Here is an 18,749-nt window from a genome sequence, read left to right as displayed (position 1 = left end):
CTTTTTAAAGATTCCCAGCGTACCTTGTCTATTACCCATCTTTTAAAAGCTTCCTGAGCAAAAAAATCAAGTCGCCTAAAACCTAGCATTTTAGAGAGTATCTTAGGTATACTTCTACTTTTGGCTATAATCGGAAAGAGAGCATGCCTGAAAATTGGGTTGAAATAAAAAATTTAATCTTTACTCGAGAGAGCCATTGCATTTTCAATGGTATTGATATGATGGTTCAGCGTGGCAAGATTACCGCCATTATGGGGCCTAGTGGTTCTGGAAAAACAACTTTATTGCAGTTAATTGGTGCTCAGCTAAGACCTGACAGTGGCTTTATTCAAGTCAATGGTCAAAACATGCATCACTTATCTCGCAAGGCTTTGTATGAGGCGAGACGCAATATGGGCTTGCTTTTTCAAAGCTCTGCTTTATTCACCCATCTTTCAGTGTTTGATAACGTGGCGTTCCCTTTGCGGGAACATACTCAACTCAATGAATCCATGTTGCGTGATATCGTATTAATGAAACTCGAAGCGGTAGGATTGCGAGGTGCTGCTCACTTGATGCCTGCTCAGTTGTCAGGTGGGATGGCCAGACGAGTTGCTTTAGCGCGCACTATAGCATTAGATCCTGAACTCATGATGTATGATGAACCATTTACAGGCCAAGATCCCATTTCTTTGGGAGTTCTTGTTCGGTTGATCAAAAGGTTAAATGAATTGTTGCATACCACAACAATAATTGTCTCACATGACGTTGAAGAAACTTGCTCTATAGCAGATTATGTTTACCTAATTTCTGGTGGAAAAATTATCGGCCAAGGAACCCCGAATGAACTGATTCAATCATCTGAACCTCAGATTAGACAATTTATGCATGGGGAAGCTGATGGGGTTGTTCCTTTTCATTATCCTGCCAGAGCGTATATAGAGGAGCTATTAGATGCTTGAGTTCATCACACGTATGGGTAATCGTAGTTCTCGGGTTTTGCAAAATTTGGGAAATTCAGGCTTATTTTTGTTTTTTATGTTGTTCAGACGGCCTGGAATTTCAAAACTTTGGCCATTGTTACGCTATCAAATCCATTTTGTGGGTGTTTTATCGTGTTTGATCATCGTTGTTTCTGCTTTATTTATTGGAATGGTAGTGGGGCTTCAGGGATATAATACTTTGCAAAAATTTGGTGCCTCAAGTCAATTAGGTCAATTATTAGCTTTAAGTATTTCAAGAGAACTAGGGCCTGTAATCAGTGCCTTGTTGTTCGCTGGACGTGCGGGATCAGCTCTAACTGCTGAAATTGGTTTGATGAAAGCCACGGAACAATTATCCAGTATGGACATGATGGGAGTTGATCCTTTAGGAAGAGTTATTTATCCTCGGTTTATAGCGGGCTTTATTACCTTACCTCTTTTGGCATTAATTTTTTCTGCTGTAGCCATTTTTGGTGGTTATTTTATTGGTGTTCATTGGCTAGGCGTGGATGCAGGAAGTTTCTGGTCTAATATGCAGGCAGCAGTGGATTTCCGAATCGACGTACTCAGTGGTATCATTAAAAGTTTAGTTTTTGCTTTTGTTGTAACCTGGATTTCTGTATTCCAGGGTTTTGAATGTGTGCCTACTGCAGAAGGTATTAGTCAGGCGACGACTAAAACGGTAGTTTATTCATCGCTTGCTGTATTAGGGCTTGATTTTTTGTTGACCGCAATGATGATTGGAGATTGGTAAATGAGTAAGCAACGTTACGTAGATTTTAGTGTCGGCCTATTTATGTTGCTTGGTATATTGGCTTTGCTGGTCATGACAATGAAAGTAAGTAACTTTTCTAGTTTTGGATCTCATGACAGTTATGATGTAACTGCTGATTTTACCGATATTGGTGGCTTGAAAGTGCGGGCACCTGTTACTGTAGCTGGAGTTAAGATTGGAGAGGTAACCCATATCGAGTTACAACCAGGAGAGCTTAATGCAAAGGTCACTATGCGCTTGCGAAGTGATAAAAAAATACCTTATGACGATGCTTCAGCACGCATTTTGACTGAGGGATTGCTTGGCTCTAATTATATTAGTATTGTTCCAGGCTTTGAGGACGACGATAATAAAGAGCATCCTTATTTGCAAAATGGAGATGTAATTGGAAAGACTCAAGAGGCTATTATTCTTGAAAATTTAATTGGTCAACTATTGTTTAACATTAAAAAATAAGGTCAGAACATGAGAATAATAAAAACAATTTTATTAGTTGTCAGTGTGATTTTATCTCCGATAATAAATGCATCACAAAACTCTCCTATACCCATGTTAGAGCAAACTGCTAACAACATCATTGATACTCTAAAGGAAAATAAGGACAACTTAAAAAGTAATCCCAGTATTATTTATCACGCTGTAGAAACCAATTTGCTTCCTATTGTAGATGTCGCAGGTATGTCACGTTCTGTTTTGGGAAGACAAGCTTGGAGTAAAGCAACAAATGCGCAAAGAGCTCAATTTTCTAAAGCGTTTACACGTTTAGTGATTCGCACTTATTCCAGTCCTTTGGCACAATACACTAATGAAAGCATACAATTTTTACCGTTAAGAGGTTCTTTGAACGCTCGATTTTTGCGTGTTAACAGCATTATTATTCGTGCGCAAGGCCAAAATATTCCATTGTCTTATAGCCTTGTTGCTAAAAATGGTCAGTGGAAAATTTATGATCTTAGCGTTGAAGGGGTAAGCCTGTTGCAAAGTTTCCGTTCTCAGTTCGCTGCTGCATTGCAAAACTCCAGCATTGATGAAGTCATTAAGTTAATGGAAAAAAAGCAAGTTAAAAGGACTTCTTAATTGTGAATAATGTTTATTTTAAACCTGATGTCGATCTAACATTTAAGTCAGTTGTTGCGGTACGAGCAAAGCTCTATCAGGCTTTGATGGAAGATAAAAGTGACCGATTTAGTTTGGATTTAAGTGATGTAACGCATTGTGACAGTGCAGGTTTAGCATTGCTTATCGAAGCTAGAAAATTATGTAAAAAAAATAATAAGTTTTTTGAAATCATAGGCATGCCAACCGAAACTCAATCTTTAGTAGAATTTTGTGGTGTAAAGGGCATTTTGGAGGCTGTGTAATTTTTGATTATTCTAAGCGGAATGCCTATTTTTATAAGAGAACGGTTACTTTTTTAGGATTATAAATTGTAGCCTGGGTGACGGTGTGAACCAGAGCCCGGGTTTTTCTTTTTTTATTTAGAAAACGAAATCTCGGATGATGTGTTTGTTTTATCTCAGATAGAATTGTTGCCAAAAGGTTGTATTTATTTCAATTTGTGAGCTAATTTTAATGATAAGTAATGAAGAAATCGAACAAAAATTTAAAGCCATTGATGATGTTTATTACATCAAAGTGGAGGGGGATGGTTATCAATACCAGATAACCGTAGTTAGTGATGTTTTTTTAAATAAATCTAAAGTTGCCAGACAACAATGGGTTTATACACAATTGAAAGAATTGATTACCACTGGCAAGCTTCATGCAATTAGTATGAAAACGTGGACAAAAGAAGAATGGGGGAAGCAACATGGATAAATTATTGATAAATGGTGGCAAAGCACTAAATGGTGAAGTAGTTATTTCGGGAGCAAAAAATGCTGCTTTACCGATTATGGCCGCGAGCTTACTTGCAAGAGATCATGTCACTATTTCCAATGTTCCTCATCTCAAAGACATAACTACTATGATGGAATTACTTGGTCAATTAGGCGCTCAATTAATTGTTGATGAAAAAATGAATGTCCAAGTTGATGCCAATCAAGTAAATGAGTTTGTTGCTCCTTATGATTTGGTTAAAACCATGCGGGCTTCGATTTTAGTATTGGGGCCGTTACTTGCTCGATTTGGTAAAGCGGATGTGTCTTTGCCCGGAGGTTGTGCTATTGGGACAAGACCAGTTGATTTGCATTTAAAAGCGTTGAAAACTATGGGCGCCGATATTACCGTAAAAAACGGTTATATCAATGCTCGTTGCCGACGAGGTCGTTTGCAAGGTAAACGTTTAATGTTTGATACAGTCACTGTAACGGGTACAGAAAACATACTTATGGCCGCAACCTTGGCTGAAGGAACAACAATTATCAAAAATGCGGCTCGTGAGCCCGAAGTGGTTGATTTGGCTAATTTTCTAATTCAGATGGGTGCAAAAATTTCTGGTGCTGGAACCTCAATCATCGAAGTTGAAGGTGTGGAATCTCTTTCTGGCGGTACTTATTCCGTCATGTCTGACCGGATTGAAGCAGGAACTTATCTAGCTGCAGGAGCTCTAACTCGGGGACATGTTACTGTAAAACGCGTTCGTCCTGATACCTTATTATCGCAATTATGTAAGTTTGAGGAAGCTGGTGCAGAGTTAACCATAGGTGAGGATTGGGTAAGTCTTAATATGCACAACCAACGTCCTAAAGCAGTAAATATTGCTACCGCACCGTATCCTGCTTTTGCAACAGACATGCAAGCTCAATTTATGGCAATGAACTCAGTTGCGGATGGTTCTTCAACTATAGTTGAAACAATATTTGAAAATCGCTTTATGCATGTACAAGAATTACAACGTATGGGGGCTCAGATTCAACTTAATGGAAATACTGCAATAATTAATGGAGTTGAGCGATTAACTGGTGCACCCGTAATGGCAACTGATTTACGTGCTTCTGCCAGTTTGATTTTAGCTGGGCTAGTTGCAGACGGTGAAACCTCAGTTGAGCGTATCTATCACGTGGACAGAGGTTACGAGCGTATAGAAGAAAAATTATCTTTATTAGGTGCTGACATCAAGCGAGTCTCTGACCGGTGATTACTAAAGAAGAACTATCCTTATACCTTAATCAATTATTGAGCTGCGAACGATACAATGATTACGCACCCAATGGAATGCAGGTTGAAGGTAAAGAGCAAATTAGCCGAATTTGCACCGCAGTAACTGCTTCTGAGGATGCGATTTCCCAGGCAATTACATGGGGTGCAGACGCTTTGTTGGTTCATCATGGTTACTTTTGGCGTGGTGAAGCACCAATGGTTATAGGAATGAAGCGTCAAAGAATTTATAAATTATTGTGCAATGAATTAAATTTATTTGCGTATCATCTCCCTTTGGATTGCCATACTGATCTAGGAAATAATGCTTGTTTAGCCAAATTATTTGAAGTGGACATTGTTCATATGCACAAGGCAGGAGGTACTGATAACCTACTGTGGTCAGGAAAGTTAGCTCAAACAATGAAGCCAGAAGGGTTTACTGAATATTTAACAAAAAAATTGCGACGTGCTCCACTGTTCATTGCAGGTAGTGAAAAACCGATCACCAATATTGCTTGGTGTAGCGGAGGAGCGCAAGACTTTATCGAGGATGCATTCCGTTTAGGAGTGGATGCTTATCTCAGTGGGGAAATATCGGAACGAACTTATTATCAAGCAAAAGAATTAGGTATTCATTATTATTCTTGCGGCCATCATGCTACAGAACGTTATGGAATTCAGGCTTTAGGTAATCATCTTGCTTCTCAGTTTGAGTTAGAACATTTATTTATTGATAGTGATAATCCTATTTAGCGCCCGTTGACGCAACATATCATTTTGTGCTTTGCTCTAGTCTACGATCATGTTGTGCCAATAAATTTAAATTCCCACATCCTGAAATATCTAATAAGACTGCCGGTACCTTTGCTACTGTATCGATAAGTAAAGTCATAAATCACCCTAATGAACGGGTGATTATGCAACGAATTCAATATTACTTTCTAAAAAGTTAATTACCAATTAATGATCAAAAATAAGCACTATTTGAAAATGAATGGAATTAGATGTGCTACATTTAATAAATCAATAGTGATTTACCTTATGTTGGCTCTTGTACCAGTAGACGTCATAGGCTAACATGATTTGATAGTCGCTAAAGGATTGTTTTAATGAGCAATTTTCGTTACTTTATGTTTTTAGTTTTTTTATTTTGTTCCTTTTCGGTTCATTCAAATACAAGTGAAAAGCACAATAAAGCTTTTCGAAATTTTTGGCATCCTACTTATCTAGGAGAGCGGTTGGATTATTGTACTGTGGATGGAAAGGAATGCGGCAAAATGGTGGCAGATCGTTATTGCCAAATGTTAGGTTACGATTATTCCAGCGATAATGAAATTGCCTATAATATAGGATTAACACATTACTTATCAGCGAGTGCAACATGTAAAGGTTGGCGATGTAATGGTTTTATGACCATTGTTTGTGCTACTGGCTTATCTCATACCCCTCCAAAACCTTATCATTACCGGGAAAAGAGTTTTGCTGTCCCACGTTTTAATGATTATCGCGTAGATTGGTGTTATGACCAGAAACAAGGTTGTGGTTCCCGTGCGGCTAATTCGTTTTGCAGTCGTATGGGTTTTATACAAGCCAAGCATTTTGTGAAAGAAACTCAGGTCAGTGCCACAAAAACAATTGGCAGTCAGGAATTGTGTTTTGGAAACCAGTGCAATGCTTTTAAATTGATCGTCTGTTATCGATAGTGAATTGATGAACTCTTTCTCTTTTTAGGAGAAAGAAAGATGGGTGTGGTTATATAAAACTTAAGGATAAGTTTATGAGTATTAATGACAAAGTTTTTATCATTGATAATAATGAAAGTCGGGGCAATACGTTGCGTACTATACTTGATTTTATCGGTGAATCTACTGAAGTCAATAAGTACAGCGAGTGGCAAATTGCTGATATTGAGCCTGAGGTTATTCTTCTGGGTGCAAGTGAAGTAATCCAGGAGACAATTAATGAGCTTGATTCTTTGGTGAACAAATTTCCCAAAGTTCCAGTGATTCTTGTGGGGCAAAAATTAAATAATACTCAGTGCCTCTTACGCAATGTTGTTGCTTGTCAACCATTCCCATTTACTTATGCGCAAATAATGGAGTCTTTGCATCAATGCCAAATTGCTAAGGAAGCAGTCAAATCAATTATGATCAGCAATCATAAAAATCCTTTATTACGCAGCCTTGTGGGTAACAGCGTCAGCATTCGCAATGTTCGCAGATTAATAGAGCAAGTATCTGATACTGAAGCAAGTGTTCTAATTCTTGGAGAATCTGGAACAGGTAAAGAGGTGGTAGCACGTAATATCCATACTCTGTCCTCACGAGCCACTAAGCCGTTTATTCCTATTAACTGCGGTGCCATACCCGGAGAGTTACTTGAGAGTGAATTATTTGGTCATGAGAAAGGCGCATTTACGGGCGCGATTACGTCTCGTCAAGGTCGATTTGAATTAGCAAATGGTGGTACTTTATTTCTTGATGAAATAGGTGATATGCCTTTACCCATGCAAGTAAAGCTACTGCGAGTATTACAAGAGCGTTGTTTTGAGCGAGTGGGGTCTAATAAAAGTATTGATGTAAATGTACGGATTATTGCTGCTACGCATAGAAATTTGGAAGAGGCAATTAAAGAAGGAAAGTTTAGAGAGGATTTATTTTATAGGCTTAACGTATTCCCCATAGAAATGCCTCCTTTAAGAGAACGAGCAGAGGACATTCCTTTATTATTTAATGAGTTGATCGCTCGCATCGAGAGTGAAAACAGACCTAGCGTACGTCTAATGCCGGATGCTATGGCTTCGTTAAGTCAATATAGTTGGCCAGGTAATATCAGAGAGCTAGCTAACTTAGTAGAGCGTTTAACTATTTTATATCCCAAAGGAATTTTGAGTGAAGAGGATTTACCTCAAAAGATAAGAGGAGAATATAAACCTCAGCCTACGGAATCTGATACGTCGAGTTCTGAGCGTGAGGCTTTATTCGAAGTCATGAGTCAGGAGCAAATTTCTGGATCGGAGGGTATCGACTTAAAAGAACATCTAGTGAAAACTGAACTTGCCCTCATCAGCCAAGCATTAAATGAATCAGATTGGGTAGTGGCTCATGCTGCAAGCTATTTGAATATGCGACGGACCACTTTGGTAGAAAAAATGCGCAAATATGGGCTCACACGTCCAGAACGCGTTTGAAACGTGATGGAGCGCGCTATTGGAAGGGGCCTTCAAAATAGATAACATAGCGCGATGTAGATCCCGGGTTCGCTGTACCTCACCCGGGCTACATGATTCGATAGACTACTTATTTTTTTGTGTCGTCAATTTTTGATTCTTCAGGAGGCACAATAGGTTCAACCGTTTCAATTGGTGGAACAGGTTCAACAGGCTTCACAGGAGGAGGTTCCACGGGTGGAATAGGATCTGCTGATTGGGTAGGTTCAGTAGTTACATTTTCCGCAACGGGTGTTTTAACCTTGGCTTCCTTAACCGGTTCTACATTCGAGGGTTCTGCCTTCTCTGATTCCTCTGCTTGTTTTGCTCTATTTTCTTTGTATGATTCAACAATTTCACCAACACTTTTTTTAATATCGGTAAATAACTTACTTGTCATTGAGGCTAATTCTTTGAGATCAGGTAGTTTTGATTTAAAGTCACTCATAACGCACTCCCTTATATAATCTAAATTAATTATATACCATTATCTCAAATCCAGCAGTTCATTCAGTATTTTGAATATTGAGACCCCTTGCGGCCACCATACTGCTGGATAATCATCTTTTTTTATCCCCAGGGATGCATCAAACGAGCTGCTGGCTTTAGTAATTTATTGGCTAAAGAGGTTTTGGGGGGGACGCTTAGTTTAAATGTCTTATAGTTCGCAATTTTTTCCACTAAGTAGTCATCACTAGTGCAGAGTTTATCCACGAGTTTCAGATCAAACGCGTCTTTGGCTAACCAATGCTCGCCTGTAGAAACTTGATCAATATCCAATTGCTCTCGATTTGCAGCGACGTAATTTCTAAATGCCGCATGAATTTTTTCGAGATCATCCTGAGCTTTTTTCTTTCCTTTTTCAGTATTTTCGCCGAAGAGTGTTAAAGTACGTTTATATTCTCCAGCAGTTAACAATTCTACATCAATATCATGTTTTTTAAGCCATCTATGGAAATTAGGGATCTGGGCTACTACGCCTATAGAGCCAATAATCGCAAAAGGTGCTGCAATGATTTGATTAGCAACACAGGACATTAAATACCCGCCACTGGCAGCCATTTTATCTATACTCACCGTCAAAGGGATATTTTTATCACGAATACGTTGGAGCTGGGAGGCTGCCAAACCATAGCTGTTAACTACACCACCAGGACTATCTAGACGAACTAAAACTTCATCTCCAGATTTTGCAATGGAAAGAATTGCCGTTATTTCTTCTCTGAGTTGTTCTACCTGGGATGCTCTCATGTCTCCATGAAAATCAAGAACAAACAGAGTGGGCTGTTCTTCTTTATTTTTTTTCTTTTTGATTGGTTTTTTGCCAAGCACTTCTTTGTTCATTATGGATATGATATGCTCATACTGCTTATTTAAGGACGTTATTTCCAATTTAGGTTTTGGTTTGCGGCTCATGGAAAAAAAACCTGCAAATATTATGAGAAAGGCAATCACTACAGTCACTGATTTTAAAAGAAACATACCGTATTGAGCTAAAAATTCCATCATGAACCTTTAAAAAATAAAAACAAAATTATGGCTCTCAATCAGAGAGTTCGCAAGAGCTAGTTTATTTAATAAATTGTAGGAGAAGATAATATTATGCCATCTAAAGAAAAATTACGACAAAAGAAAATTGACAACTTACAATACGCGGCTTTGACTTTAATCAAGCAGATCGATAAAAAGCTGGGGGATGAACATGCTGAAAAAGAAGGAGTTTTTCGTGTTTCTGCATATACGGATCCACAACGTAAGGCCATAGTCGCTGAAATAGAACAAGGAACATTTAAGTTCTCAGAACTGACTTTACTTCAGCAAGCGCAAATACTTAAAAGCATTCTAGGCTCATTACAAAACCATAACCATTCCTTGTTTAGTTCTACTCAATTCGAGACTCTAAATAGCGCTAAAAAGAAGGACGATTATCACGAAACTATAAAATATATATTAAAAGAAACCTCAGAGGCTACTCAAAAAATCGCTTTTTGCTTGTTAACGATGTTAAACAAGGTTGCAAAAAATCAAAAAACTCGGATGCCAGCTTCAAATTTGGGTACAGTGATTGGACCTAATCTATTTCCAATGATCGATACGATGGTTGAGGATTCCATAAATACTTTCAAAAAACAAAATGAAATTTGTTGCGATCTCATTACGAACGCTCCCAGTTTTCCCCCACTGAAGCTTACTTTACTGGGCACGCATTATGAAGCGCAAATAAAAAATATCTCCGAAAATAGAACTCATTTTTTCAAGCTGACTGGTGACCGATTAGGTGATGCTTACAAAGGTTTTGAAGGGGATTTATTAAAAAGCCGAATTCTCCTGAATTTTAAAAAGCAACTTGAAAATGCGACTTTAGAGAATTTGGATGATGAAGTAGCAAAATTAATAGATAAGCCTGAATATAATGTTCTTGCTACAAGTCAAGGACTTGCAACCTGGATTTTTGGACGAGAGACATCCTCTGTAAAAGCTTTTAGAGAAATGGTTGCTGAACGAAGAAGCGATCTGGAGTTTGATAGCGCCTTGAAAATGAAATAAAACTTGTTTTGTTTTTTTGTTCAAGTACTATTCTTTTATTAAAGTGTAGCGTGAGTGGCGTAGCAGCACTGCCAGAGAAGCATAATGTTTATCATCTCCGCGAATGCGGAGATCTATTTTTAGAGTGGTTCAGAACCGCATCGAAATAGATTCTCACCTGACAGATGTCTTGAATGACTTAATGGTAGAGAAGCAGCAGAAACGAGAATTATGAAGTTGAAAGGTTTCAAGGTTCAGCTATGCTTCACCCAGGCTACATAAATATTAACCCAATGTGTTGTTGACCTATGCTTGATGTGATTAATCTTGATTTTGATTATCAAGATCAACCTTTATTAAATAAAGTGGCTTTTCATTTACCGTCAGGGGGCTTAATTCATTTACGGGGGCGAAATGGCGCAGGCAAGACGACCTTATTGAAATTAATCGCTGGTTTATATCATCCGCATCAGGGTGAAATTCAATTTCAAGGACAAAATATAGACCATGACAGAGCGTCTTATCAACGCCAGGTATGTTTTGTTGGCCACAAAACAGGAATTAATCCTAATTTAACTTTAAAAGAAAATTGTTTTTTTGATCTTCATTATAGTTCTTCATCGTCACGTTCCATCAAGCATGATGAGTTGAGTAATTTAGACGAATTTGCTTCGATTTTTAAACTGGAACATCATCTGGATATCCCTTGTGGCTTATTATCCGCAGGACAGCGTAGACAAGCTGGGTTGCTACGTTTGTGGTTCGCTGATGTTAAATTGTGGTTGCTTGATGAGCCTTTAGTTGCACTAGATGATAAGGCGATTACTCGGATTATGGATAAAATAGCAGCCCATCGAAAAAAGGGTGGTTCCGTTTTATTGACTTCGCACCAGCAATTACCACTCAGTCCCTCTGATTATGAGGAGTATTGTTTGTGATTTCATCGTTTTCTTTATTTACCAAACAATGCAAACGCGAGTTGTTGATTCAAGTACGACAAATTCGTTTTTTAATAAACTCATGCTTATTTTTATTAATTTTCCTTTTTATGTTTCCTCTAACTGTGAAGCCAGAAGTTGTTTTGCTTAGGACTATAGCACCTGGTTTGGTTTGGATGGCAATACTTCTATCTTTATTGCTCTCGGCAGAGCGCTTGTTTCAACAAGATTATGAGCATGGGGTAATTGAACAATGGATTGTTTCTGGTCAGTCGTTACCTTTACTCGTTGGTGCAAAGGTTATTGCGCATTGGTTATTTAATTTGCTGCCGTTACTTATTTTATGCCCCTTAATCGCTTTATTGTTTTCATTAAATGTCTGGGAAACAGAAGTACTTGCGCTGACTATTATTTGCGGAACTCCTGCGTTACTCTTTCTTTGTGCCTTGGCCGCTGCTTTTGGTGTTGGGGTCAATCAAAAAGGTCTTTTGATGGCTTTGATTTTATTGCCATTAACCTTACCTTTATTAATTTTTGGAAGTGGAACTTTAAATATTGCCATGCAAGGGTTACCAATTAGTGCCTATTTGGCCTTGTTATTAGCAATATCTGTAGTTGCTACAGGTTTTTTACCTTACGCAATAGCCGGTGTGATGCGCATCAGTCACGTTGAGTAGTTTATTTTTATTCTTATTTTTTGGACTGTTTTGCTGAATCTTGAGAAAGAGAAACAGATCCTAAATGTTTGCGAATAGGTGGATACGTGATAAAATCCGGTTCTTTTGATTTCAATTGTTCCTATGTGGAAATTATTATACCAACTGGCATCGCCTAAGTTATTTTATCGTTTTACTGGACGCCTCATTCCAAGCTTGGCAGTGGGGGCTTTAGTTACGTTACTTGTTGGTATTGTTTGGGGATTGGCATTTACGCCGCCTGACTATCAACAAGGTGATGCATTCCGTATTATCTATGTGCATGTGCCCAGTGCGTTTTTGTCGATGATGCTATACGCTTGGATGGGGTTTTTAGCGGTATTACTTTTGGTTTGGCGTATTAAGATAGCAGGTCTTTTAATTAATATTGTGGCTCAAATTGGTCTTAGTATGGCTTTTCTTGCGCTGGTAACCGGAAGTATTTGGGGAAAACCCATGTGGGGCGCGTGGTGGGTTTGGGATGCTCGTTTAACTTCTGAATTGATCCTCTTATTGCTTTATGCTGCGATTTTAGCGACTCACTATGCTATAAAAAACAAAGAAGATGGGGATAAGATCATTGCTATCTTAACTTTAGTTGGAATTCTTGACTTACCAATTATTCATTATTCTGTTTATTGGTGGAACACTCTCCATCAGGGGTCTACCTTGTCGGTTTTTGCTAAACCTAAAATTGATGGAAGCATGTTATATCCTTTATTGTTGACCATTGCTGGATTTTTTTTATATTGTCTGTGGATTATTTTAGAAAAAGCTCGGCAAGAATTATTGATTAGGGAAAAAAGACAATCCTGGGTCAAGATTCAATTTGAAGGGGACGTTAAATGAATCAATTTTTAGAATGGTTGGCAATGGGGGGATATTCCATTTATGTCTGGCCCGCTTATGGTTTAGTTTGTGTTGTTTTAGTCATGAATTTATTAGGTATGAAATGGAAAGGAAAACAAACACGCCAAAAATTACAACAATGGTTTAAGCGATAAAAATGACTCCAATACGCAGACGCAAGATAATGATTTTAGTATTTACCCTGTCTATTTTATCCATTGCAGCTGCGTTGGTTTTATATGCTCTAAGGCAAAATATTAGCTTGTTTTATACTCCAACCCAAGTTGTAGCTGGTGAAGCGCCACACCAACATAATATTCGGGTAGGTGGAATGGTTGAGAAAAGTTCCATTACCCGTTCGAAAAAAAGTTTGGATGTAACGTTTAGGATAACCGATTTTGATCAAACAATTACCGTAACTTATAAGGGAATTCTTCCTGATTTGTTTCGAGAGGGGCAGGGGGTAGTTGCTGAAGGGCAGCTGATTGACAATCAACATTTTCGTGCCTCACAAGTATTGGCGAAACATGACGCAAATTATATGCCGCCGGAAGTGAAAGCCGCTTTATCTAAAAAGGTACACTCATGATTGCAGAATTAGGGGTTTTTTCTTTAATTTTGGCTTTGCTTTCATCCGTAATGCTTGCCTTAATACCGCTTGCAGGGCTGCAATTAAAACGCAGTAATTGGATGGAGGCTGCACGCACCTATGCAGTCAGTCAGTTTGTTTTTATTGGCTTGTCTTATTTTTTCCTCACCCTTTGTTTTTTAAAGAATGATTTTTCAGTAATTTATGTACTTAGTAACTCCAGTATTTCCTTACCTTGGTTTTACAAACTCTGCGCTGTTTGGGGCGGGCATGAAGGTTCTATGTTGTTATGGGTCTGCATTCTTAGTTTTTGGATGTTACTTGTAGCTTTTTGCAGTACGGGTCTCGACAAGGAGATGCGTACGCGTGTTTTAGTCGTTCTTGGTTGGTTAAGTATCGGTTTTATTCTGTTTTTACTCACTACTTCCAATCCTTTTTTACGTCAATTTCAAGTTTTAGATACTCAAGGTCGTGACTTGAACCCTTTATTACAAGATCCAGGGTTTTTATTTCATCCACCAATGTTGTATATGGGGTATGTCGGTTTTTCTGTTGCTTTTGCTTTTGCTATTGCAGCACTATGGGCTGGCAAGGTAGAAACAAGTTGGTCCAAATGGACTAGGCCATGGACCTTAGCTGCCTGGTGTTGTTTAACTGCGGGGATTACTTTAGGAAGTTGGTGGGCCTATCGTGAATTAGGCTGGGGAGGATGGTGGTTTTGGGATCCGGTAGAAAATGCTTCTTTTATGCCTTGGCTAGTTGGAACTGCTTTACTGCATTCTTTGGCAGTGACTGAGCAGCGTCAACAATTTAAAGCATGGACTATGTTGTTGGCAATTGCAGCTTTTTCTTTAAGCTTAATAGGTACTTTTCTTGTACGTTCCGGGGTTCTTACTTCGGTTCATGCATTTGCCGTAGATCCACAGCGTGGATTATATATTTTAGGCTTTTTAATATTCGTTATTGGCGGCTCTTTGTTATTGTTTCTTTTCAGAGCACAAAATTTGCACTCAGGCAGCCACCCTAGTCCTTTTTCACGAGAAAGTGCTTTGTTATTAAATAACGTTTTTTTAGTGGTAATTATGCTTACTGTTTTAATGGGAACAGTATATCCCTTGCTTGTTGAAGGTTTGGGGCTGGGTAAATTATCTGTAGGCGCTCCTTATTTTAATGCGGTTTTTGTTCCGTTGATGGTTCCTATGCTGTTATTAATGGGAATAGGTATCCATTTAAGATGGAACAGTGATCGTTGGCGTGATGTGCTAAAAAAACTTTGGAAAACGGCATTTCTTAGTTTTTTACTTCCTTTTGTATTATTACTTACTTCTTCCAGACAATTGAACATTTCTGCCTTTATGGGATTGATCCTTGCTTTTTGGGTGATTTTAAGTACCGTTCAGGCGGCCTATAGAAGAATTTATGAGCGTGGTTTATTCCAAGTAGGGCAGGCTTACTGGGGGATGATATTGGCGCATTTAGGAGTAGCTACTACAGTAATCGGTATTGCGGTTTCAACTGCTTATGGTGTGCAAGATGATGTACAAATGGAGCCCGGAAAAAAAGTCGATTTGCAAGGTTATTCTATTGAGTTTGTACAGCAAGAGCCATTATCTGGCCCCAACTATAAAGGAACCAAGGCACAATTCAAAATAGATTATCATGGTAAAACGAAGATGATTTATCCTGAGAAAAGGTTATATACAATAGGTCAAATGCCTATGACTGAATCAGCAATTGATGTGACACCTTTTAGAGACATTTACATTGCCCTGGGTGAACCATTAACCAATGATTCATGGTCGGTAAGACTTTATTTTAAGCCTTTAATTCGCTGGATTTGGGCGGGTGGATTTATGATTTTGGCCGGTGGCTTTTTGGCATTGACTGACAGAAGATATTATCGAAAAAGACAGACAGCAGTAGTTGGAGTCCAGGAGTTAAACGCATGAAAAAAATAGGATGGAAGCTTATTCCAATTACTCTTTTTGTGCTGCTTTGTGTTTTCCTTTGGCGTGGTTTGTCTCTAAATCCACACGAGTTGCCTTCTGTTCAGCTGGGGAAGTCATTGCCTGAGTTTAGTCTACCCCAATTGCATGCTCCGAACACGTTTTTTAATTCCAATCAATTACGCGATCAGGTGATTTTGTTAAATGTGTGGGCCAGTTGGTGTTCGGCCTGCATTGATGAGCAAGTTTTTATGTTGCAACTGGCACGCGAAGGAATACCAATTTATGGGTTAAATTATAAAGACAAAGCGCCTGATGCACTTCGATGGCTAGAGCAATGGGGAAATCCCTATAAACTTATTATCCAAGATCAAGATGGGAAGGTTGCGATCGATTTAGGAGTTTATGGCGCACCAGAGACTTTTTTGATTGATAAAAAAGGAATAATTCGTTATCGGCATGCAGGAGTTATGACTCAAGAGGTGTGGTTAAAAGAGGTTTCGCCTTTGATCAAACAGTTGGAGCAGACTTCATGAGAATAGGCCTTATCTTTTTTGGATTTTTACTTTTTTTATGTTCATCCGTTTGGGCAAACAGCACTTATCCCTTGGATTCGGCTCAAAAAGAAGCTCAGTTTAACCATCTACTCAAGGATTTGCGTTGCCTGGTTTGTCAAAATCAAGATTTGGCGGATTCTAATGCTGAATTAGCAAAAGACTTGCGTGCTCAAGTGTATCAAATGGTTAAACAAGGAAAGAGTGATAGTGAAATCAGTGATTATCTTACTGCTCGTTATGGAGACTTTATCCTATTTAAACCTCCTGTTAAGGCGGTGACATTTTTACTATGGTTTGGGCCTATTTTATTTTTATTATTAGGATTTCTTATTTTCTGGCAGGCGTGTTTTAAAACTCGAGAGAAGAAGTACACTTCCGTTGAACTAGGTTAGTGAGTCATGGAGTGAATGTCTTAAACCTAGATTATATTTAAAATTAGTGAGTTTCTTATGAATGAATGGTGGTTATTAGGGGCATTAGCAGGTCTAACAGGTTTAGCTTGCATATTCATAATTTATCCATTCAGACGTCATTTTATCGCCAGTTTGTTGTTGGTTCCGAGTATTTTTTTAGCAGCATTTATAGGATATTTTTCTTGGGGCGGTTTTGGGGGCTGGCTAGAGCACGTCCATCATTTGAATTCCCAAGAACAAGCTAAAAAAATGCTGGAGTCCGTTAAAAGTCCGCAAGAATTAATCGATAAATTACGGGCAAAATTGGATGATACTCCCAAAAGTGCCAAAGGATGGTATCTTTTGGGGCGTTTGTACAGTAGCCAAAATAAACGAAAAAATGCAGTAGATGCTTTTGCTAAAGCATATCAATTTAATCCTAATGATGAACAGTACGCTGTCAATTATGCACATAGCCTATGGGTTCTGAGTAATCAGCAATTTACCGAACAAATTACAGAGATATTTAAACGGTTATTAAAAAATAATCCAAATCAGCCTGATGCATTAGCCATGCTTGCTATGGATGCATTTGTGAGTCATGCGTATGAGGATGCAATAAGCTATTGGCAACGCTTGTTAAAGCTGGCTCCAGAACAATCCGAAGAAGCCAATGCAATTCGGAAAGCTATTGCTAAAGCTGAAGAGCATATTAGATTAAGAGATAAAAATCAGAATTGATTGGTACAGTCCAGTGGAAGTGAATATTCGTTCGTTTGAGGTAATGAAGCAACGTGCCTAAAATGAGGCACGTTGATTTGAGACAAGATTCAAGAATCTTGGGCTTTTAAATGAGTCGTGAGGGCTGAATACTATGGTTATCGAAACTCTCAGACTGATCTTGTTTTGAAAGGAAAAATCCTGGTTTTAACCCTGCGAAAGTAGGTTTTGCTGCTTTCGTTTTAGTTGCAGTAGCAACATCTCTATCTTGCTTTGTGGCAAGATCTTTTTTAGGAATAGTATTCGCATCATGATATGCTTTGACGAAGCTTGTATGTTCATCCTCTGAAATAATGGAATATTTCTGTAATATATCTAAAATGCTATCTAATTTACGTTCATCAATGGATATTGCAAATTGAGCATGATAATGGTTATCATCCATTTGAAAACCATCTTGATGATATAAATAATGATCTAAATCGTCGCGATGTACAAAACGATAAACACCTAACTCATTGGCGCGCTCCATAAAGAAGGTATCAACTTCAGCACTAACGCAATCCATCTTAGAGAACAATAGAAGAAAAAGTAAGCTTAATTCATCTTTTACAGGTGGAAGCTTTTGCAGATCTGGTTTGGGATAAACAGTCAAGGTATTGTCGTATAAACTAAGATTAACTTTTTTGCATAAGTGGGTAAAAGCCTTAGGCATATAAAACTCCTAATTGATGGATTGTTGTGACTTAAAACTGGGCTATAAGTTTATTATATAAACATTAAGGTTTTATTAAGAAAAGTTTAGGGCTGAGTAAATAGCATACAATTCATTGGAATTTCATACACTCCAACTCAAGATAGAATTACAAAGAATGGATATTTTAATAATATTTTCTTTACGATAAGAAACACGTTCTATTTGTAATGCAATTAATTTTAAATCTGCTAGTCTATAAATAGGCATCAGAATTATAAGGAGAAAATGATGTATAAGAGGGTATTATTTGCTACTGACTTTGACGAGGTTGGTATTATAGCAGCCCATAAAGCAAAAAAAATTGCTGATGAGAATGGCGCTGATTTGATATTAGTTCATGTCGTAGAGCCCATTCCTGCATATGCTTATCCTGGTTTTGCCGGATTTGCTGAGGTTGAATTATCTATTCGTGAGCAAGCCGAAAAAGAGCTTAATGAATTAGCTGAAAAGTTGGGTGTGGATGCAAAACACCGATTTATCGAGTTTGGTTCCACCAAGAATGAGATTTTAAGAGTCGCAAACGAGCGACATATCGATTTAATTGTTACGGGAAGTCATGGAAAGCACGGGCTTTCATTATTATTAGGCTCAACGGCAAACTCTATTTTGCATGGAGCTCAATGTGATGTTTTGATTGTCCGCTCGATTCATCCAGAAAAATCATAAGAATGCCCCAGGGAAACAAAGCGAATGCAGAGGATAATCATTTAACACTTAGCTTACGCTTTGTTTCCCCTGAGTCTGCAATGACCTC

Annotated in this window: 24 protein-coding genes; 21 read left to right on the top strand and 3 right to left on the bottom strand. The window is 38.3% G+C overall.

What is annotated here, in order from left to right; translation table 11 throughout:
- Positions 1 to 143 precede the first annotated feature (143 nt).
- The 10 genes from ACWTEW_RS08085 (at position 144) to ACWTEW_RS08040 (ending at position 8,008) form a co-directional block, all read left to right on the top strand.
- Positions 144 to 941, top strand: coding sequence for an ATP-binding cassette domain-containing protein (locus ACWTEW_RS08085; RefSeq protein WP_454781187.1), 798 nt, complete (start codon positions 144 to 146; stop codon positions 939 to 941).
- The gene (mlaE, locus tag ACWTEW_RS08080) at positions 934 to 1,716 is read left to right on the top strand and encodes a lipid asymmetry maintenance ABC transporter permease subunit MlaE (protein ID WP_110143469.1); all 783 of its coding nucleotides are present in this window, start codon (positions 934 to 936) and stop codon (positions 1,714 to 1,716) included. Before ACWTEW_RS08085 ends, mlaE begins: the two co-directional genes overlap by 8 nt.
- On the top strand, positions 1,717 to 2,193 hold the full coding sequence (gene mlaD, locus ACWTEW_RS08075; RefSeq protein ID WP_454781186.1) for an outer membrane lipid asymmetry maintenance protein MlaD: 477 nt from the start codon (positions 1,717 to 1,719) through the stop codon (positions 2,191 to 2,193).
- Positions 2,194 to 2,202: 9 nt separating this feature from the next.
- Positions 2,203 to 2,814, top strand: a complete 612-nt coding sequence (locus tag ACWTEW_RS08070) for an MlaC/ttg2D family ABC transporter substrate-binding protein (protein ID WP_454781185.1) — start codon at positions 2,203 to 2,205, stop codon at positions 2,812 to 2,814.
- A gap of 2 nt (positions 2,815 to 2,816) precedes the next feature.
- A complete protein-coding gene (locus tag ACWTEW_RS08065) occupies positions 2,817 to 3,098 on the top strand; it encodes an STAS domain-containing protein (protein ID WP_454781184.1) in 282 nt (93 codons plus the stop codon).
- A gap of 211 nt (positions 3,099 to 3,309) precedes the next feature.
- Entirely contained in the window at positions 3,310 to 3,555 is a 246-nt protein-coding gene (locus ACWTEW_RS08060) for a BolA family protein (protein WP_454781183.1), read from the top strand.
- The gene (murA, locus tag ACWTEW_RS08055) at positions 3,548 to 4,816 is read left to right on the top strand and encodes a UDP-N-acetylglucosamine 1-carboxyvinyltransferase (RefSeq protein ID WP_454781182.1); all 1,269 of its coding nucleotides are present in this window, start codon (positions 3,548 to 3,550) and stop codon (positions 4,814 to 4,816) included. The genes ACWTEW_RS08060 and murA overlap by 8 nt, the downstream gene beginning before the upstream one ends.
- Positions 4,813 to 5,571 carry a Nif3-like dinuclear metal center hexameric protein gene (locus ACWTEW_RS08050; protein ID WP_454781181.1) on the top strand — a complete coding sequence of 253 codons (759 nt, stop codon included), beginning with the start codon at positions 4,813 to 4,815 and terminating at the stop codon, positions 5,569 to 5,571. The genes murA and ACWTEW_RS08050 overlap by 4 nt, the downstream gene beginning before the upstream one ends.
- A gap of 356 nt (positions 5,572 to 5,927) precedes the next feature.
- The gene (locus ACWTEW_RS08045) at positions 5,928 to 6,521 is read left to right on the top strand and encodes a hypothetical protein (protein ID WP_454781180.1); all 594 of its coding nucleotides are present in this window, start codon (positions 5,928 to 5,930) and stop codon (positions 6,519 to 6,521) included.
- A gap of 74 nt (positions 6,522 to 6,595) precedes the next feature.
- Complete coding sequence (locus ACWTEW_RS08040; RefSeq protein ID WP_454781179.1) at positions 6,596 to 8,008, top strand: sigma-54 dependent transcriptional regulator; 1,413 nt, start codon at positions 6,596 to 6,598, stop codon at positions 8,006 to 8,008.
- Positions 8,009 to 8,117: 109 nt separating this feature from the next.
- On the opposite strand, the gene ACWTEW_RS08035 is transcribed toward ACWTEW_RS08040, so the two are convergent.
- Positions 8,118 to 8,474, bottom strand: a complete 357-nt coding sequence (locus ACWTEW_RS08035) for a hypothetical protein (RefSeq protein ID WP_454781178.1) — start codon at positions 8,472 to 8,474, stop codon at positions 8,118 to 8,120.
- 122 nt (positions 8,475 to 8,596) lie between these two features.
- A complete protein-coding gene (gene sohB / locus ACWTEW_RS08030) occupies positions 8,597 to 9,532 on the bottom strand; it encodes a protease SohB (RefSeq protein WP_454781282.1) in 936 nt (311 codons plus the stop codon).
- A gap of 96 nt (positions 9,533 to 9,628) precedes the next feature.
- On the opposite strand from sohB, the gene ACWTEW_RS08025 reads away from it, so the two are divergent.
- The 10 genes from ACWTEW_RS08025 (at position 9,629) to ACWTEW_RS07980 (ending at position 17,259) form a co-directional block, all read left to right on the top strand.
- The gene (locus ACWTEW_RS08025) at positions 9,629 to 10,573 is read left to right on the top strand and encodes a RhoGAP domain-containing protein (protein ID WP_454781177.1); all 945 of its coding nucleotides are present in this window, start codon (positions 9,629 to 9,631) and stop codon (positions 10,571 to 10,573) included.
- Between the two features lie 287 nt (positions 10,574 to 10,860).
- Positions 10,861 to 11,490, top strand: coding sequence for a heme ABC exporter ATP-binding protein CcmA (gene ccmA / locus ACWTEW_RS08020; RefSeq protein ID WP_454781176.1), 630 nt, complete (start codon positions 10,861 to 10,863; stop codon positions 11,488 to 11,490).
- Positions 11,487 to 12,167: a heme exporter protein CcmB gene (gene ccmB / locus ACWTEW_RS08015; protein ID WP_454781175.1), complete on the top strand. Its 681-nt coding sequence runs from the start codon at positions 11,487 to 11,489 to the stop codon at positions 12,165 to 12,167. The genes ccmA and ccmB overlap by 4 nt, the downstream gene beginning before the upstream one ends.
- Before the next feature lie 123 nt (positions 12,168 to 12,290).
- Positions 12,291 to 13,034: a heme ABC transporter permease CcmC gene (ccmC, locus tag ACWTEW_RS08010; RefSeq protein WP_454781174.1), complete on the top strand. Its 744-nt coding sequence runs from the start codon at positions 12,291 to 12,293 to the stop codon at positions 13,032 to 13,034.
- A complete protein-coding gene (gene ccmD / locus ACWTEW_RS08005; protein ID WP_058468303.1) occupies positions 13,031 to 13,189 on the top strand; it encodes a heme exporter protein CcmD in 159 nt (52 codons plus the stop codon). The genes ccmC and ccmD overlap by 4 nt, the downstream gene beginning before the upstream one ends.
- Before the next feature lie 2 nt (positions 13,190 to 13,191).
- Complete coding sequence (gene ccmE / locus ACWTEW_RS08000) at positions 13,192 to 13,623, top strand: cytochrome c maturation protein CcmE (protein WP_454781173.1); 432 nt, start codon at positions 13,192 to 13,194, stop codon at positions 13,621 to 13,623.
- Positions 13,620 to 15,572 (top strand): heme lyase CcmF/NrfE family subunit, encoded by a 1,953-nt coding sequence (locus ACWTEW_RS07995; protein WP_454781172.1) that lies wholly within the window; start codon positions 13,620 to 13,622, stop codon positions 15,570 to 15,572. Before ccmE ends, ACWTEW_RS07995 begins: the two co-directional genes overlap by 4 nt.
- Positions 15,569 to 16,105, top strand: a complete 537-nt coding sequence (locus ACWTEW_RS07990; RefSeq protein ID WP_454781171.1) for a DsbE family thiol:disulfide interchange protein — start codon at positions 15,569 to 15,571, stop codon at positions 16,103 to 16,105. Before ACWTEW_RS07995 ends, ACWTEW_RS07990 begins: the two co-directional genes overlap by 4 nt.
- Positions 16,102 to 16,518, top strand: coding sequence for a cytochrome c-type biogenesis protein (locus tag ACWTEW_RS07985; RefSeq protein WP_454781170.1), 417 nt, complete (start codon positions 16,102 to 16,104; stop codon positions 16,516 to 16,518). The genes ACWTEW_RS07990 and ACWTEW_RS07985 overlap by 4 nt, the downstream gene beginning before the upstream one ends.
- A gap of 57 nt (positions 16,519 to 16,575) precedes the next feature.
- Positions 16,576 to 17,259 carry a tetratricopeptide repeat protein gene (locus ACWTEW_RS07980; protein ID WP_454781169.1) on the top strand — a complete coding sequence of 228 codons (684 nt, stop codon included), beginning with the start codon at positions 16,576 to 16,578 and terminating at the stop codon, positions 17,257 to 17,259.
- Positions 17,260 to 17,365: 106 nt separating this feature from the next.
- Here the strand turns inward: ACWTEW_RS07980 and ACWTEW_RS07975 are convergent, their stop codons facing one another.
- On the bottom strand, positions 17,366 to 17,953 hold the full coding sequence (locus ACWTEW_RS07975; protein WP_454781168.1) for a hypothetical protein: 588 nt from the start codon (positions 17,951 to 17,953) through the stop codon (positions 17,366 to 17,368).
- A gap of 270 nt (positions 17,954 to 18,223) precedes the next feature.
- On the opposite strand from ACWTEW_RS07975, the gene ACWTEW_RS07970 reads away from it, so the two are divergent.
- A complete protein-coding gene (locus tag ACWTEW_RS07970; RefSeq protein WP_454781281.1) occupies positions 18,224 to 18,661 on the top strand; it encodes a universal stress protein in 438 nt (145 codons plus the stop codon).
- Positions 18,662 to 18,749 lie beyond the last annotated feature (88 nt).

Source organism: Legionella stuttgartensis, from assembly GCF_977063405.2.
Note: the sequence above shows the minus strand (reverse complement) of the source record. Positions and strands in the feature narration are given on the sequence as shown.